The following is a 13,947-nucleotide window of genomic DNA, read 5'->3' on the forward strand; positions in this document are numbered from 1 at the left end:
TCCCCAGAGTTTTTGTCCAGATAATGCGGGATAAACGCCTCAAAAGCCGCATTATCTGGACAAAAACTCCGAGAGCTACTGGACGGTCGCCGTCAGCCGTGCCACGTTATCGATGTAGCGGGCTGCGAGGGGGCGCTGCAGCCAGTCCTCAAGCTTGAGCTCATGGGAAATCCCGCGGTAGGTATTTTCCACCGCGCGCATCTTGTCCACGATGTCCGAGCCCATCAGCATGACCGAAACCTCCATGTTCAACGAGAAAGACCGCATGTCCATGTTGCTGGAGCCCAGGACGGCCACTTCGTCGTCGATGGTGAAGTGCTTGGCGTGCAGGACAAACGGCGCCTTGTAGAGGTAGATCCGGACGCCGGCCTCCAGCAGTGCCTCGTAGTAGGAGCGCTGGGCGTGGTGGACGAGGAACTGGTCGCCCTTTTCGGAGACGAACAGTTCCACGTCCACGCCCCGCTGGGCCGCGGTGGTGATGGCGTAGAGCAGCGAGTCGTCGGGGACGAAGTATGGGCTGCAGATGGAGATCCGCTGCTGGGCGGAGTAGATCAGCGTGTTGAAGAGGCGCAGGTTGTTTTCCGTAATGAACCCGGGCCCGCTCGGTACCACCTGGGCTGTGACGTTGCCCGGCTCCGGGTTGGCCGGGAGCTGCAGCTGGTGTTCGAGGTTCTCTTCGGTCTCGCTCAGCCAGTCGGTGGCGAAGACCACGTTCAGGGTGGTGACGATCGGTCCGCGCAGGCGCGCCATCAGCTCCACCCATTCGCGGCCGGCCTTGCGGTGCTTGGGGCTGTTGTAGGACGGCTCGATCAGGTTCTGTGAGCCCGTGAAGGCGACTTCGCCGTCCACCACCATGATCTTGCGGTGGTTACGGAGGTCAGGACGGCGCCACTGACCGTGGATGGGCAGCAACGGCAGCATGCGTTTCCACTGGATCTTGCTTGCCTTGAGCCGGGTCAAGAGGTTGCGGTACCCCTTGACCCGCAGCGTGCCGATGTGGTCGAACAGCACGCGCACTTCCACGCCCCGCTCGGCTGCTTCTTCCAGCGCTGTCAGCAGGTCGTCCGTGACGTGGTCCGTGCTCATGATGTAGAACTCGGCGTTGACGAATATCTTGGCCTCGCGCACGGCCTCGGTCATGCAGAGGATCGAGTCCGGGTAGCCGGGGATAAGGTCAACGGCGTTGCCGTCCACCATCGGCAGGGAGCCCAGCCGGCGGTTCAGTTCGCCGGCGGATTTGACCCACTCGGGGCCGGGGTAGTCACTTTGGACATCGGCCAGCGCCGAGATGTTGGCCCGAACCCGGGTGTTGACAATCTCCTGTTGCTGCCGGCGGCGGCTGGACAGCTTGAAGTTGCCGAAGAGCAGGAAGAGTGCCAGGCCCAGGAACGGCACGAAGAAGATCCCCAGCAGCCAGGCCATGGCCGTGGTGGGACGCCTGTTGCCAGGGATAATGCCCAAGGCCAGGACCCGGATCACCAGGTCTGCAATGCTCAGAACCACCACAATCCACGTCGGAGCGGTACCCACAAGCGAAATCGGCCACAACACTGGAAACCCCCGGGGTGTGCGCACCGGCGGACGGGTTCCGGCCGGGCAATGACCACAGCTTAGCCGCGCGCGGCCCGACTAAGCTGGAGCCATGACTTCTCGTGCGCCCGTGGTGCTTGTTTTCCTTGACCCCGCGTTCCCGGCCGGCCGGCTGGCGGACGCCTCGCAGCCACAGCTGCTGGTTACGGACCAGGGTGCCACACGCGGTGACGGGGTATTCGAATCCATGCTCGCGGTAGCCGGCGGTGTGAGGAAGCTGCAGGCCCACCTGGACCGGCTCGGCGGCTCGGCGGCGGCCCTGGACCTGGTCATCCCGGCTCAGGAACCATGGCGTGCGGCCATCGCAACGGGCGTGGAACAATACCGCCGCCAGCACCCGGCGCATTCTGCCGCCGAGGACGAGGTGGTGGTCAAGCTTGTGGCCACGCGCGGCCCGGAAGGCGCGGACTCCACCACCTGCTGGGTCCAGGTATCGCCGGTCGGCGCCCTGGGCCGACGCCAGCGCGAGGCCGGCATCGATATCATCCTGCTGGACCGCGGTTACAACAGCGACGTCGCGGAACGCGCGCCGTGGCTGCTCCTCGGCGCCAAAACCCTCTCCTACGCGGTGAACATGGCCGCCCTCCGGCACGCACACAAGCAGGGCGCCGACGACGTCATCTTCCTTTCCGCCGACGGCCGGGTCCTGGAGGGCCCCACGTCCACGGTACTGCTGGCGCACGTGGAAACATCCGACGACGGCGCAGGCGCCACCCGCACGGTCCGCCGGCTCATCACGCCCCAGCTGGACACCGGGATCCTCGCCGGCACGTCCCAGAGCGCGCTCTTTGGTGCCGCCAAAGCGGCGGGCTGGGAACTGGGCTACGGTCCGCTGGAGCCGCAGGACCTGCTGGACGCCGACGCTGTGTGGCTGATTTCCAGCATCCGGCTGCTGGCGCCCGTGAACCACATCGACGGCAAGGAAATCGGCACCCCGGCCTTGCAGAAGCAGTTGACCGCCGAACTCAACGCACTGTACGCAGGGATCCAGTAGGCAGCCAATGACCGTTCCCAGCGCTGGGATCCTGCTCTACCGGCACGCTGTGGAGGGCGGGCTGGAAATCTGGATAGCGCATATGGGCGGACCTTTCTGGGCCGGCAGACAGGCCCACTCCTGGTCCCTTCCCAAAGGCGAATACCAGGACGATGAAGATCCCCTGGCGGCAGCCCGGCGCGAGTTTACCGAGGAGATCGGCACGCCGCCACCGGACGTCGACTACTTTCTGCTGGGCGCATTCCGGCAGCCATCCGGGAAGGTCATCACCGTATTCAGTGCGGAGGAGTCCGGCTTCGAGCCAGGGGAGATCGTGAGCAACACGTTTGCGCTGGAGTGGCCCAAGGGGTCAGGCACAATCCGGGACTTTCCGGAAATCGACGACGCGCGGTGGGTCACCGCGACCGATGCCCGCAACAAGCTGGTCAAGGGCCAGCTCCCGATCCTTGACGCCCTGGCCGGGCGTCTTGAATAGCGCCACGGAACCTGAGGATGCGGTTCAACGCCCGGGCCGAAATGCCCTGTTGATCCGTACGCCGGGGCCGTAAGGTTTGGTTCATGAACCCGCACAGTGAGCCCATTACCAATTTGACGTTTGACGAATGCTGGGAATTGCTCGCCGATGAGGCCGTGGGGCGGCTGGCCCTCGTGGTGGACGGCCATCCGGAGATCTTTCCCATCAACTTCGTCCTGAATCGCAGAAGCATTTCCTTCCGCACAGCCGGTGGCACAAAACTCTGGAACGCGGCAACGGGGCGGCCCGCGGCCCTCGAGATTGATGGCTATGATCCCCACACGGAGGAGGCGTGGAGCGTGGTGGTGCGCGGAGACACAGAGGTGATCCAGGACCAGGCTGACAAGGACGCCGTTGATGAACTGAGCCTGGAGCCCTGGCAGCCAGGCCCCAAGGAGCACTACATCCGCCTCACTGCCAGCGCCCTGACGGGCCGCCGGTTCAAGGTCAACAAACCGGACGTCTGGAATACCAGGCTCTCGGACCGCCGTCGGACGTCGTTCGAGTAATCGAAAGGCACCCCACCATGGGCAACGACGCTCACACCCCCGTCATCCTGGGCGGCGCCCGCACCCCTTTCGGCAGGTTCCGCGGCGGACTGGCAGGGCTTTCATCCAGCGAACTTGGTGCCCATGCCATCCGAAATGCGCTGGAGCGCACGGGAGTGGCACCGGAGCAGATCCAGGCCGTGATCGTGGGCCAGGTTATCCAGGCGGGCGCCGGTCAGGGACCCGCCCGGCAGGCCAGCCTCGCCGCCGGGATCGGCTGGGCCGTGCCCACCGTGACCATCAACAAACTGTGTCTTTCCGGCCTGACCGCCGTGATTGATGCCGCCCGGATGATCCGGGCGGGCGAGGCAGATTTCATTGTGGCGGCTGGCCAGGAGTCCATGACCAACGCCCCGCACCTGTTGCCCCGGCTCCGCGGCGGCGTTGCCATCGGCGATGCGCCGTTACTGGATTCGCTGAACTTTGACGGCCTGCAGGACCCCCGCTCCGGCGAGCTGATGGGTTCCGCCACCGATGCCGGGAACGCCCGCCTCGGCATCAGCCGGACGGACCAGGACGCCGTCGCCGCCCGTTCCCATCAACGTGCGGAAGCTGCCCGGGCCGCCGGGATCCTGGCCGAGGAAATCGCTCCGGTGGAAGTCCCGCAACGCCGCGGCCCCGCCGTCGTGATTGATGCTGACGAGGGGATCCGGGCAAGTACGACGCCGGAGGCCCTTGCCGCGCTGAAGCCCGCCTTTTCCACGGCGGACTCAGCCACCATCACCGCAGGGTCCTCCTCGCCGCTGTCCGACGGCGCGGCCGCCGTGGTGGTGGCCAGCAAAGCCGCGGCGGAGGCGGCCGGGCTCAGCTGGATTGCGGAGATCGGCAGCCACGGCCAGACCGCCGGACCGGACGGCTCCCTGCACTCCCAGCCGTCCCGCGCCATTGAACGGGCCCTGAAACTCGAGGGGCTGACGGTAGCTGACCTGGACCTCATTGAGGTCAACGAAGCCTTCGCTTCGGTGGTGCTGCAGTCCGCCAGGGACCTGGGGATCGATGCCGAAAGGATCAATGCCGACGGCGGCGCCATCGCTTTAGGGCATCCGGTGGGCGCCTCCGGGGCCCGGCTCGTGCTGCACCAGGCGCTGGCTTTGAAACGCCGCGGCGGCGGCACGGGCGTGGTGGCCTTGTGCGGTGGGGGTGGCCAGGGCGAGGCCCTGATCCTTAAGTTGGGATGATCCCGAACAGGACGCGCTTTTTCACCATCAGCCACAGGAGACCCAGGATAGCCGCATACGCGGCCGTATTGATCAGGATGTCGCCCTGCCGCAGGGCCGGGATGTTGGCGATCACGGCGATTAGCACCACGTGCAGGATAAAGACGTACAGCGTGGCCTGCCCCAGCGGGATCAGGAACCAGCCCAGGGCCCGCTGTACCGGCTTCCAGTAGGCGGTCAGGAACGCGTAGGCGGCCACCACCAGGACCAGGACGTTGAGCAGCCTGCCCGGATCCAGGTAAGTGCGGGCAAAGAAGGCGTCGTACATGGCCCGGTAGGCGGTGTCCGGGATGATGGCCAGGCGCAGGTCGAACCCGTTAGCCAGGTACGGGTTGCACCAGGACAGGAACGCGGAAGCGAACGCCAACACCGTGGATGCCACTACCACCCAGTGGTGCGACGACAGCCAGGCGACGATACGGTTTCGGTGGAAACCCGCCACCAGGCCGATGACAAACAGCACCTGCCATACGAGCAGCGGGAAAGAATCCTCGAACTGGGAGGGCAGCAGCCTGAAACGGGTGGCCGCACCCACTGCGTAGAGGCCCAGCGTCGCGGCGAGGACCCACAGCGCCTTGCCGCGGTTGAGGGCGGCCAGGATCAGGGGGCTGGCCAGCAGCAGCACCACGTAGAGGCCCATCACGTTGAACTGCCACGGACCGAACTGCAGGAGGACGATGGCGGGCAGCACCTGGGCGGGCACCGGGAATTGCAGGAGCGTTTCCATCCCTGCGTACAGGTCGTAGGTCCGGCCCACTGCGTTGTGTCCCGCACCCCCGGTTCCCTGGTCCGCGTAGGTGGTCAGCGCGTCGGTTTGGAAGAAGGGCAGCAGCGAGAGCAGGAAGACCCCAACAAGGACCGCGAGCGCCGTCACGTACAGCTTGCCCGCGCGCCGGGACGTCAGGTCCACCACGTTGCCGAAGTCGTTCTTCACCCGCGGGCCGTAAACCATGCCCACCACCAGGCCGGAGAACAGGACGAACAGCTCTGCCCCGGAAACAAATCCCACCGCTTCCTGGGTCAGCAGTTGGAACAGCGACGTCATGCCCAGGTGGTTGACCACCACAAAAACAATGGCCAGTCCCCGCAGGAAGTCCACGCGGGAATCGCGTTTGGACGGATCGCCATAAGCCCAGGCGCCAACCGCGCCGACGCGCCGCGGCAACTGCCACAAGGCAACCAGCAGGATCACCATGGCCGCGGCGACACTCCAGGCTGCGGCCCCGGACAGGGAGTTGGCCCGCGTGGCCTGCTGGCCCCCGCTGATAGCCGTCACCGGGCCGGTAGTCAGTCCGGACCGAACCAGGCTCTCCCCCGCAGCTCCGGCAATGCCGGAGTTGCCGGTGAGCCGCCAGTCGATACTGACCACCCCGGTATCCCCGGTGCTGGTCCGCTCGTCCCAGACGACGGCAGCGATCCTGGCGAATTCTGCGGACGTGGCCGATTTGAGGGTTTGGTCCCACCAGGACGTTTTAATGTCGGCCTCTGCGGCGCCGCCGGAGGCAGGGCTGTAGAAGGCTGCGGTCTGGAGGACCAGCGGTTTGTTCCGGGCAGCGGCATACGTGGCGTAGAAGTCTTCGCTGCCGGACTGCGTCAGCATGGCGGACAGCTCGCCGTCCGCGGGAACGGTGTTGACGGCGGAGTTGCCGCCGGTGTCATCGTGGTAAGCCGTCAGCCCCACCCAATCCACGGCGTCATCGCCCGGGTAGTACGGAGCGTAGGCGGCATCTGCACTGTTCCAGCTTCCGTCGCCGTTGGTGTCCAGCAGGGCGAAGCCTTCGGACCCGGGGGCCGGGGCGTTCCGGTGCCGTTCAAAAGGGTAGTCCCGCCCAAGGTACGGTTGCCACACCATTACCGTGCCGGCGTCGTCCGCAGTTTTGAACTCTGCGGCAACGTTCCGGAACGCCGACTTGTAGGCGACCGGCTGCTGGCCCCAATCCACCCAGCTTGAGTTCATGTCCGGGGCGAACCGGACCAGGAGCGTACCGCGGAAAGCTGACGCCAGGTCCTCAACCTTGGCTGCAAAGGCTCCAGCGGCAGCGGCGTCCACCTGGTCCAGCGCCGCCGTGGGCCGCACGGTGAGCATGGCCTGGGCGCCTTGGCCAGCGGCTTGGCCGAGGAATTCCCGGATGTCCTGCTCCTCGCCGGAGCGCACGGGCAGCGAGATTTCGTGGCACAGCAGCGCCGGCGAAGATCCCAGCCGCTCGGCAAAACCCTGCGCCGAATCGTCGCCCCACTCCAGGACAGCTCCAAGCAGGGGTTTGCCTTCCGCCGGCTCAGGCTCGGCCGCGTGGACGGAGCCCGCGGTGAGCAGGCTGAACAGGACGAGCAGGGCCGCCAGAAGTGCGGCCGGTAGCGGGCTCCGCAGTCTGGGTACGGCCGACGGCGGTACGCGCCTTAGTGCGGTTGCTGTTGGCATGCTGGTGTGGACCCTCCCCCAGTGCAGCTGCTTCAGTGATGGTGGCCGGTGCCCCCGCCAAACTCTATCGGTCTTCGCTGGCCGGTCGGTTTCGACCCGGGGCCATTCGGTTTCAACCCGGCGCCGTCCGGCTGGCCCGGCGACCTCCGGGTCAGCCGCCCAGGATTCACCCCGGTGTCGTCGCACCAGTCCAGGTTGAACGGCTGCGCGGTGACCCCGGCTTCCCCCGGGCCATGCCTGCCGGGACGGTGAACACGAAAGTGAAGCCGCCGTCGTCGGTCATGGGTGCGAACTCCTCCAGCACCGTGGTGCCATGGGCATCCAGCAGTTCCACGGAGACCTGCGCACAAGGGCCGTAGCCCGCATCGCAGGCCGCGACCGGGGCGCTGACCGCTACCCGGTCACCGGGTTTTGCCTCCGCCGGCGTCACGGTGATCGCAGGCGGCATGCACGGCGGCGGCGGCCCGAAAACGTTACGGCAACTGCCCAGCCCCACCGTCGCGAGTGCGGCACACAGCCCCCCAGGATTCGATTGTGCCGCCAGCCCGCAGGTCACGGAAGCACGCGATGGTTACGGAACATGACAATGGCGGCAGTGTAGACGGGCACGGCGGATGTTACGTTTTTGGTGAGTAATGAGAACCGGTGCCAAGCCCTGACTGGCCGGTCGGCAACCCTCCCTTTCGCGGCGGGGTGCCTCAGGTGAATACTCGGCATATCGACCCATTCGAGCTGCAAGCGTGAGAGAAGGAGATCCGTCGTGTCTGACGCACCTGCCCCTGAAGAAAAACTGTCCTACCGGCTTATCACAGGCCCGGATGACCGGGCCTTTTGTGAACGGATATCCGCCGCCCTGGCCGAGGGGTATGTGCTGCACGGCAGCCCCGCCGCCACGTTCAACGGCAACGCCGTGATTGTTGCCCAGGCGCTCATCCTCCCGGCCGCGATCGCCAGTGCGGATGCCGCCGTCGCCACGGCAGTGGAAGACCTCGAGTTCGACGGCGAGGGCCACGCGTGAGCTACGCCGGAGACCTGACCCCGCAGGAAGCCTGGGCCAAGCTGGAACAGGGCGCCATCCTGGTGGACGTGCGCACAGAGGGCGAGTGGGCCCACATCGGCATCCCGGACACCGCGTCCGCGAACGACAAGCACAACGATCCCCTGTTCATCCAGTGGACGTTCCCCGGCGGCATTCCCAACGCTGCTTTTATCGCCGACCTCAGGCAACAGGCCCCGGCGGACGACGGCACGGAACTGGTGTTCATCTGCCGTTCCGGCCAGCGCTCCGTCGCCGCCGCGATCGCCGCGACGCAGGCCGGGTTCACCTCCTACAACGTCCTCGAGGGCTTCGAAGGCGAGCCGGACCGTTACGGCGACCGCACCGTCAACGGCTGGAAAAACAGCGGACTGCCCACCAACCCGGGAAGCCGCTAAATGACATTCAACGAAGACGCCGAGGGCTGGAGCGCAGACACGCAGGCTGTCCGCGGCGGGCTGGACCGCACCCACTTCCAGGAGACCACCGAGCCCATTTTCCTGAACTCCGGCTTTGTGTACGAGTCGGCGGCCGCGGCCGAGCGCGCGTTCACCGGCGAGGATCAGCGGTTCGTCTACTCCCGCTATGGCAACCCGTCCGTGGCCACCTTCCAGGAGCGCCTCCGCCTGCTCGAAGGCACCGAAGCGTGCTTCGCGACGGCGTCGGGCATGTCAGCAGTGTTCACCGCCCTGGGTGCCCTGCTGGCTGCCGGCGACCGGGTGGTGGCCGCGCGGTCGCTGTTCGGCTCCTGCTTTGTGATCCTGAACGAGATCCTGCCGCGCTGGGGCGTGGAGACGGTGTTTGTGGATGGCCCGGACCTGGACCAGTGGCGCGCCGCGCTGTCCGAGCCCACCACTGCGGTGTTCTTCGAGTCGCCGTCAAACCCGATGCAGGAGATCGTGGATATCGCCGCGGTCAGCGAACTGGCGCACGCCGCCGGGGCCACCGTCGTCGTCGACAATGTCTTTGCCACTCCCCTGCTCCAGCGCTGCGGGCAGTTCGGCGCGGACGTGATTGTGTATTCGGGCACCAAGCACATGGACGGCCAGGGACGGGTGCTGGGCGGGGCGATCCTGGGGACGAAGGAATTCATTGACGGCCCGGTCAAGCAGCTCATGCGGCACACCGGCCCGTCCCTCTCCGCGTTCAACGCCTGGGTGCTCACCAAGGGCCTGGAGACCATGGCCCTGCGCGTGAACCATTCCTCTGCGTCCGCGCTGCGGCTCGCCGAATGGCTCGAGCAGCAGCCGGCCGTCAGCTGGGTCAAATACCCGCTACTGAAGTCGCACCCGCAGTACGCTTTGTCGGCGAAGCAGATGAAGGCCGGCGGCACCGTCCTCACCCTGGAACTTGCGACGGCGGGTGGCCGCTCGGGCAAGGACGCCGCCTTTGCGCTGCTGGACGCCTTACGGATCATCGACATCTCCAACAACCTGGGCGACGCGAAGTCCCTGATCACCCATCCGGCCACCACCACCCACCGTGCCATGGGCCCGGAGGGCCGCGCCGCGATCGGGCTCAGCGACGGCGTGGTGCGCCTGTCCGTGGGGCTGGAGGACGTGGACGATCTCATCGGCGATCTCGAGCAGGCCCTGAAGCAGGTCTGACGGCGGTCAGGCTGCGGCCTGGGGCTGGCGGAGTTCCCGGGCCGCAGTCTGGCGGACCGACTCGGTCAGCTGGTTGAGCACCGGGGCTGCGAGGCAATGCTGCTCCGGAGGAGCTGCATCCCTGGACCGGCCCGGGCGTTGCGGTCACTGCGGCCATCACCGCTCCTGTCCGGAGCAAACGGGTGGAATGCTGTTCATCCTCGCGGTGGATTCCAAAGCAGGCGCCGAGGTCCGCCGGAAGGCTTGACGGCGCCGGCAGGAACCAGATGGACAGCGAGTCGGCATTCACCACCAGCGGGATGGGGCGCCCGGTGTGGACCCGCTGCCGCCGAGCTCCTGCAGGCCATCCCATTCCAGCTGCCCTCATCGTGGCCATTGGCAGCCAGAACGCGTTCGTGCTGCGGCAGGGCATCCGCGGCGAGCATGTGGCGCCGTCGTGCTGGTCTGCAGCGTCTCCGATACGGTCCTCATTGCGGCCTGCATCGCGTGTGTGGGGGCGCTGTTGCAGTCCAATCCCGTGATCGTGGACGTGGTCCGTTTTGCCGGGGCCGCCTTCCTGGTGGAGTACGGCGTGATGGCGGCGCGCCCCGCGGTCCGTCCGGGGGCGTTGACGGCTTCGGGGCGGCAGCCGTGCTGCTCACGCTGGGGATCCGGCTGGCCGTGGGCGCCTGAGCGGCGCTGCGCCTGTTGCGCCTGGTGGTGCCGCTGCGCCTGTGGAACCCAGGCGGGTTGGACGGTCGAACCTGTTCGCCCGTTGACCGGGGCGGTGCCGCGGGGTATTTTCATGGTCATCTCCGCGATGTTGCTGGGCCACCGCATCCGCCGGACCGGGAGCAAGCCATGCACTCATCCAACGCCCAGACAGCGAACAAACCCTACAGGCGGGCCGGCACGGTCATCGTTGCCGCGAGTTGCTGCTGGGGGGTGGGGATCTCTTTTGTGGGCATGGTGCACGCCACGAAGGACCCGGCATTGCGGCTGGCGATGCTGCAGCGCAGCCGCGGACTTTGGGTGGCCGGGCAGTTCCTGGCAGCGGCCGGCACTGCTGCGGTACCCGTCGGCTTCGTCCGGTTCGCCCAGGCGATCAGGTCCGGTCCCGCCAAGAACCTCGCCTCCGGAGCCGCAGCCGCCCTGCTCGCAGGCGCACCGCTGTTCGTTGTTGCCCTTGCCGAGCGTGCCTCGGATCTGGAAAAGTTCGCCTACCGCCGGGGGCCGAGCTGGCCGTTCCTAACTTACGCCGGTCTCCATATCGGCGCCCTCGCGGCTTTGGCGCCCGGGCTCCTGCTGTCGCCGGTGAAACCCTGGACCGGCATCATTGCGGCGGCCAGTGTTCCCGTCTTCGGCGCCATCCTGGCGGGCACCAAGGACATCCCGCCGTTTGTTTTTTATCTGGTGGAGGCCGCGGTGGGAGCCCAGCTGATGCGGCATGAGGAAGCCGAGCTACCGGCGCGCAGCCAGAGCGGCCTCGAGCGCGGACGCTGAGGCGGTGCTGCTGTTGATCCGCCAGTCAGTCTCCTTGTTGAAGTTGAACCAGACGAACCCGCTGACGTCCGGCTGAGTCTGCAGGTAGGAAACCAACGCCGTGTTCCAGTCCGGCTTGCTCCCGCCGGTCTCCGTGCTGGCCGTTTCGGTCATGACGATTTGTTTGCCGGGGGCGATGGTCCGGAGCTGTGCCAAGTGGGGCCCGAACAGCGCAGCCGGCATCTGCCAGGAACTCCAGGCCTGGGTGGCGCCCCAGTTGTACGCATCCAGTCCCAGCGTATCCACGTAGGGATCTCCCGGGTACAGCAGGGCCGGATCCACGGATCCGCCGCCATTGGGTGCCCACACCCAGTTCACGTTGTTGGCGCCGGCCGCACTCACCAGATCGTGCACATGACGCCATGCCCGGGCGTAGTCGCCGGGCTGGTTTCCGTTGACGGCTTCGCACCACGGGTACCAGTTGCCGTTCATTTCGTGGGCGAACCGGAGCATCAGGGGCTTGCCCCAGGCGGCCAGGGCTGCTCCCCACTGGCTGATGTAGGGGTCGAAATCCCCCGCGGCGACGCGGGCCAGCGCGTAGGCCGGCTGGGTCACCCCGTTGCCGGCGATCCAGGGCTCCCACGTCACGAGCGGAACCGCGCCGCGGTTCACCACGGCATCCAGTTCCCCAACCGGCGGGGCCTGGCCAAAGTCCTTGTAGGACAGGACAATGCCAGGACTTTCACCAACGAGGGCCGCGACGGCATCAAGCTCCGCCCCTGCCCCCGCGCCACCAGGGGTGGCGACGCCAAAGCGGAGGAAGGCCGTGCTGACTTTGGGGACGACGGCGAGGACTGTGAAAATCGCGGTGAGCGAACTCCCACCTACAGTCACTGTCAGTGGTGCCGGCCCCTGCGCCGTTGGGGCTATGGTGGCCTGTGCGCTGAACGCCCCGGATTTCGTGGTTTGAAAGGTCACGGTCATGGAGCCGCCGGTGACGCTTCCGGCCGATGACTTGGGAAACCCGGATCCGCTCAGAGCCACACTGGTCCCCGCAGGACCGGAAGCCGGCAGGAGGGTGACGGCAGGAGCGGGGGCGGCGGAGGCGGCCGTCGCACTGAGTCCGGCGCCTACGGCGGCAAGTCCGAATCCCAGCATGGCGCTGCGCCGCGTGAGGTGTTCCATGGGTCCCCTTTATCTTTGTGCGCACAATGATGTTCCGTGCGCACAAAGACGCCGTTGGCCAATAGTAACCAGCCGAAGGATCAAAAGGAGGGCCCGACGTGGCACAGGAAAGGGCCGTCTGATCAAGTCAGGCCTGTCGAACCCGCAGCAAATCGGGGGCGTATTCAACCTCCGGCAGCCCCGAAGTCCCGCGCATCGTGACACCCACGGCGTGCGACACCACGGCCCCCAGCCCGCCGTCGTCGGGCCCTTCTTCATTTTCCATCGCGGAGTCCCGGACCCGGCGCTGTTCGATGGAGCCGGTGCCACGGGCAATGATGTCTTCCACACCCTCCCGGGCCAGGGACAGCTCGTCCTGTTCAGCGAGCACCGGAGCGAGGTAGTCCACGAGGGAACGAACGACGTCGACGGCGTGCGCAGGCCGGAACGTGCCGAAGTCCAGCAACTCGCCGCTGAGGCCGCTGCTGCTCGCCTGCCAGGCCGCCATCCGCAGCAGCACGGTGGGGACCGGGGCCGGCTCTACACCCTGCTGCCACTCCCTGCTCGCCGACTCGACGAGGGCCCGGACCAGCACTGCGATCAGGGCCGCATCCTCCGCACGGAGGCACACATCGGCCACGCGGACCTCAACGGTGGGGTGGTTCCGGGACAGGCGGGCGTCGAAGTAGATCATGCCTTCGTCAAGCATCACACCGCTGTCCAGCAGCCGCGTCACCACCCGCCGGTATGCGGAATAGGTGCCGAAAATCGGGCTGGGACCGGACGTAGGCCAGCGGTTCCATGCCTGCGTGCGGTAACTCTCGAATCCTGAGGGCATCCCGTTCCAGAACGGTGAGTTGGCGCTCATCGCAGTCAGGACAGCAAGCTTGTCGCGGATCCTGTCCAACACGGCCACGCCCTCGTCCTTGGATTCGATTTTCGTGTGGACGTGGAAGCCGCATGTCAATTGTTCCTGCGCGGTCAGGCCAAATCGCTCCAGCATCCGCGCATAACGTGGGTCAGGGGTGGTGTGGCTCGCGGAACCGAACGGGGATGTGGCCAGCGCCGCCACCCGGGCCCCGTTCTTGCGGGCCGCCCGGTCCGCGAGCATACGGCCGGCCCGGATCTGCGGTAGCAGCTCTGCGTACTCAAGGCACGGCCGGGTCTGGGTCTCGATCTGCTCAAGTTTCAGCTCGGCGCTGAGGCCCATTTCCTCGGCGTCGTGCGCGGTTTTGTCCCGGGTCTCCGGCGCGTACTGGTTTGCCGGGGCGTCGTCGGCCGCCAGACGGTGCCCTGAAAGCAGGGCATCCGCCAAGGCCAGCGGCTGCCCTGTGTCCGGATCCACGATCAGGAGCTCTTCCTCGACGCCGAAAGTTCGCATGCTTATATTGTGCGCC

The 13,947-nt window shown here is 66.7% G+C and carries 13 protein-coding genes, 1 pseudogene and 1 riboswitch; of the genes and pseudogenes, 9 read left to right on the forward strand and 5 right to left on the reverse strand.

Annotation, left to right across the window (positions count from 1 at the left end; genetic code table 11):
- Nucleotides 1–75: 75 nt before the first annotated feature.
- Nucleotides 76–1,548 (reverse strand): cardiolipin synthase, encoded by a 1,473-nt coding sequence (gene cls / locus ABIB27_RS08990; RefSeq protein WP_354215780.1) that lies wholly within the window; start codon nt 1,546–1,548, stop codon nt 76–78.
- A 94-nt stretch (nt 1,549–1,642) separates the two neighbouring features.
- On the opposite strand from cls, the gene ABIB27_RS08995 reads away from it, so the two are divergent.
- The 4 genes from ABIB27_RS08995 to ABIB27_RS09010 all read left to right on the forward strand — a co-directional run bounded on the left by ABIB27_RS08995 (nt 1,643) and on the right by ABIB27_RS09010 (nt 4,824).
- Complete coding sequence (locus ABIB27_RS08995; RefSeq protein ID WP_354215712.1) at nt 1,643–2,584, forward strand: aminodeoxychorismate lyase; 942 nt, start codon at nt 1,643–1,645, stop codon at nt 2,582–2,584.
- Between the two features lie 7 nt (nt 2,585–2,591).
- Complete coding sequence (locus tag ABIB27_RS09000) at nt 2,592–3,059, forward strand: NUDIX hydrolase (protein WP_354215713.1); 468 nt, start codon at nt 2,592–2,594, stop codon at nt 3,057–3,059.
- An 83-nt stretch (nt 3,060–3,142) separates the two neighbouring features.
- Nucleotides 3,143–3,607: a pyridoxamine 5'-phosphate oxidase family protein gene (locus tag ABIB27_RS09005; protein ID WP_354215714.1), complete on the forward strand. Its 465-nt coding sequence runs from the start codon at nt 3,143–3,145 to the stop codon at nt 3,605–3,607.
- Between the two features lie 17 nt (nt 3,608–3,624).
- Complete coding sequence (locus tag ABIB27_RS09010; protein WP_354215715.1) at nt 3,625–4,824, forward strand: acetyl-CoA C-acyltransferase; 1,200 nt, start codon at nt 3,625–3,627, stop codon at nt 4,822–4,824.
- Here the strand turns inward: ABIB27_RS09010 and opgC are convergent.
- Together opgC and ABIB27_RS09020 are read right to left on the reverse strand one after the other, a co-directional pair.
- Nucleotides 4,811–7,282: an OpgC domain-containing protein gene (gene opgC / locus ABIB27_RS09015; protein WP_354215716.1), complete on the reverse strand. Its 2,472-nt coding sequence runs from the start codon at nt 7,280–7,282 to the stop codon at nt 4,811–4,813. The genes ABIB27_RS09010 and opgC overlap by 14 nt on opposite strands.
- Before the next feature lie 166 nt (nt 7,283–7,448).
- The gene (locus tag ABIB27_RS09020; RefSeq protein WP_354215717.1) at nt 7,449–7,730 is read right to left on the reverse strand and encodes a hypothetical protein; all 282 of its coding nucleotides are present in this window, start codon (nt 7,728–7,730) and stop codon (nt 7,449–7,451) included.
- 183 nt (nt 7,731–7,913) lie between these two features.
- Nucleotides 7,914–8,029: riboswitch (SAM riboswitch) on the forward strand.
- A gap of 13 nt (nt 8,030–8,042) precedes the next feature.
- On the opposite strand from ABIB27_RS09020, the gene ABIB27_RS09025 reads away from it, so the two are divergent.
- The 5 genes and pseudogenes from ABIB27_RS09025 (at nt 8,043) to ABIB27_RS09045 (ending at nt 11,407) form a co-directional block, all read left to right on the forward strand.
- Entirely contained in the window at nt 8,043–8,300 is a 258-nt protein-coding gene (locus ABIB27_RS09025; RefSeq protein ID WP_354215718.1) for a DUF1737 domain-containing protein, read from the forward strand.
- The gene (locus tag ABIB27_RS09030) at nt 8,297–8,716 is read left to right on the forward strand and encodes a rhodanese-like domain-containing protein (protein ID WP_354253811.1); all 420 of its coding nucleotides are present in this window, start codon (nt 8,297–8,299) and stop codon (nt 8,714–8,716) included. Before ABIB27_RS09025 ends, ABIB27_RS09030 begins: the two co-directional genes overlap by 4 nt.
- The gene (locus tag ABIB27_RS09035; RefSeq protein WP_354215720.1) at nt 8,717–9,925 is read left to right on the forward strand and encodes an O-succinylhomoserine sulfhydrylase; all 1,209 of its coding nucleotides are present in this window, start codon (nt 8,717–8,719) and stop codon (nt 9,923–9,925) included.
- Nucleotides 9,926–10,361: 436 nt separating this feature from the next.
- Nucleotides 10,362–10,493, forward strand: a pseudogene (locus ABIB27_RS09040) (amino acid transporter); the annotation flags it as partial.
- Nucleotides 10,494–10,765: 272 nt separating this feature from the next.
- Nucleotides 10,766–11,407 carry a hypothetical protein gene (locus ABIB27_RS09045; protein WP_354215721.1) on the forward strand — a complete coding sequence of 214 codons (642 nt, stop codon included), beginning with the start codon at nt 10,766–10,768 and terminating at the stop codon, nt 11,405–11,407.
- Here ABIB27_RS09045 and ABIB27_RS09050 read toward each other — a convergent pair.
- Both ABIB27_RS09050 and ABIB27_RS09055 read right to left on the reverse strand, forming a co-directional pair.
- Nucleotides 11,366–12,571, reverse strand: a complete 1,206-nt coding sequence (locus ABIB27_RS09050) for a glycoside hydrolase family 26 protein (protein WP_354215722.1) — start codon at nt 12,569–12,571, stop codon at nt 11,366–11,368. The two genes, ABIB27_RS09045 and ABIB27_RS09050, sit on opposite strands and share 42 nt — an antisense overlap.
- Nucleotides 12,572–12,698: 127 nt before the next feature.
- The gene (locus ABIB27_RS09055) at nt 12,699–13,931 is read right to left on the reverse strand and encodes a glutamate--cysteine ligase 2 (RefSeq protein WP_354215723.1); all 1,233 of its coding nucleotides are present in this window, start codon (nt 13,929–13,931) and stop codon (nt 12,699–12,701) included.
- Nucleotides 13,932–13,947: the final 16 nt, after the last annotated feature.

The sequence above is a fragment of the Arthrobacter sp. UYEF21 genome (assembly GCF_040546085.1).
Lineage (GTDB): Bacteria > Actinomycetota > Actinomycetes > Actinomycetales > Micrococcaceae > Arthrobacter.

Bases quoted from the DNA above. Each gene is read 5' to 3' on its own strand.
- ABIB27_RS09035 (WP_354215720.1), top strand. From the start codon at position 8,717: ATGACATTCAACGAAGACGCCGAGGGCTGGAGCGCAGACACGCAGGCT.
- ABIB27_RS09000 (WP_354215713.1), top strand. From the start codon at position 2,592: ATGACCGTTCCCAGCGCTGGGATCCTGCTCTACCGGCACGCTGTGGAG.
- ABIB27_RS09045 (WP_354215721.1), top strand. From the start codon at position 10,766: ATGCACTCATCCAACGCCCAGACAGCGAACAAACCCTACAGGCGGGCC.
- ABIB27_RS09055 (WP_354215723.1), bottom strand. From the start codon at position 13,931: ATGCGAACTTTCGGCGTCGAGGAAGAGCTCCTGATCGTGGATCCGGAC.
- ABIB27_RS09005 (WP_354215714.1), top strand. From the start codon at position 3,143: ATGAACCCGCACAGTGAGCCCATTACCAATTTGACGTTTGACGAATGC.
- ABIB27_RS09020 (WP_354215717.1), bottom strand. From the start codon at position 7,730: ATGCCGCCTGCGATCACCGTGACGCCGGCGGAGGCAAAACCCGGTGAC.
- ABIB27_RS09050 (WP_354215722.1), bottom strand. From the start codon at position 12,571: ATGGAACACCTCACGCGGCGCAGCGCCATGCTGGGATTCGGACTTGCC.
- opgC (WP_354215716.1), bottom strand. From the start codon at position 7,282: ATGCCAACAGCAACCGCACTAAGGCGCGTACCGCCGTCGGCCGTACCC.
- ABIB27_RS09010 (WP_354215715.1), top strand. From the start codon at position 3,625: ATGGGCAACGACGCTCACACCCCCGTCATCCTGGGCGGCGCCCGCACC.
- ABIB27_RS08995 (WP_354215712.1), top strand. From the start codon at position 1,643: ATGACTTCTCGTGCGCCCGTGGTGCTTGTTTTCCTTGACCCCGCGTTC.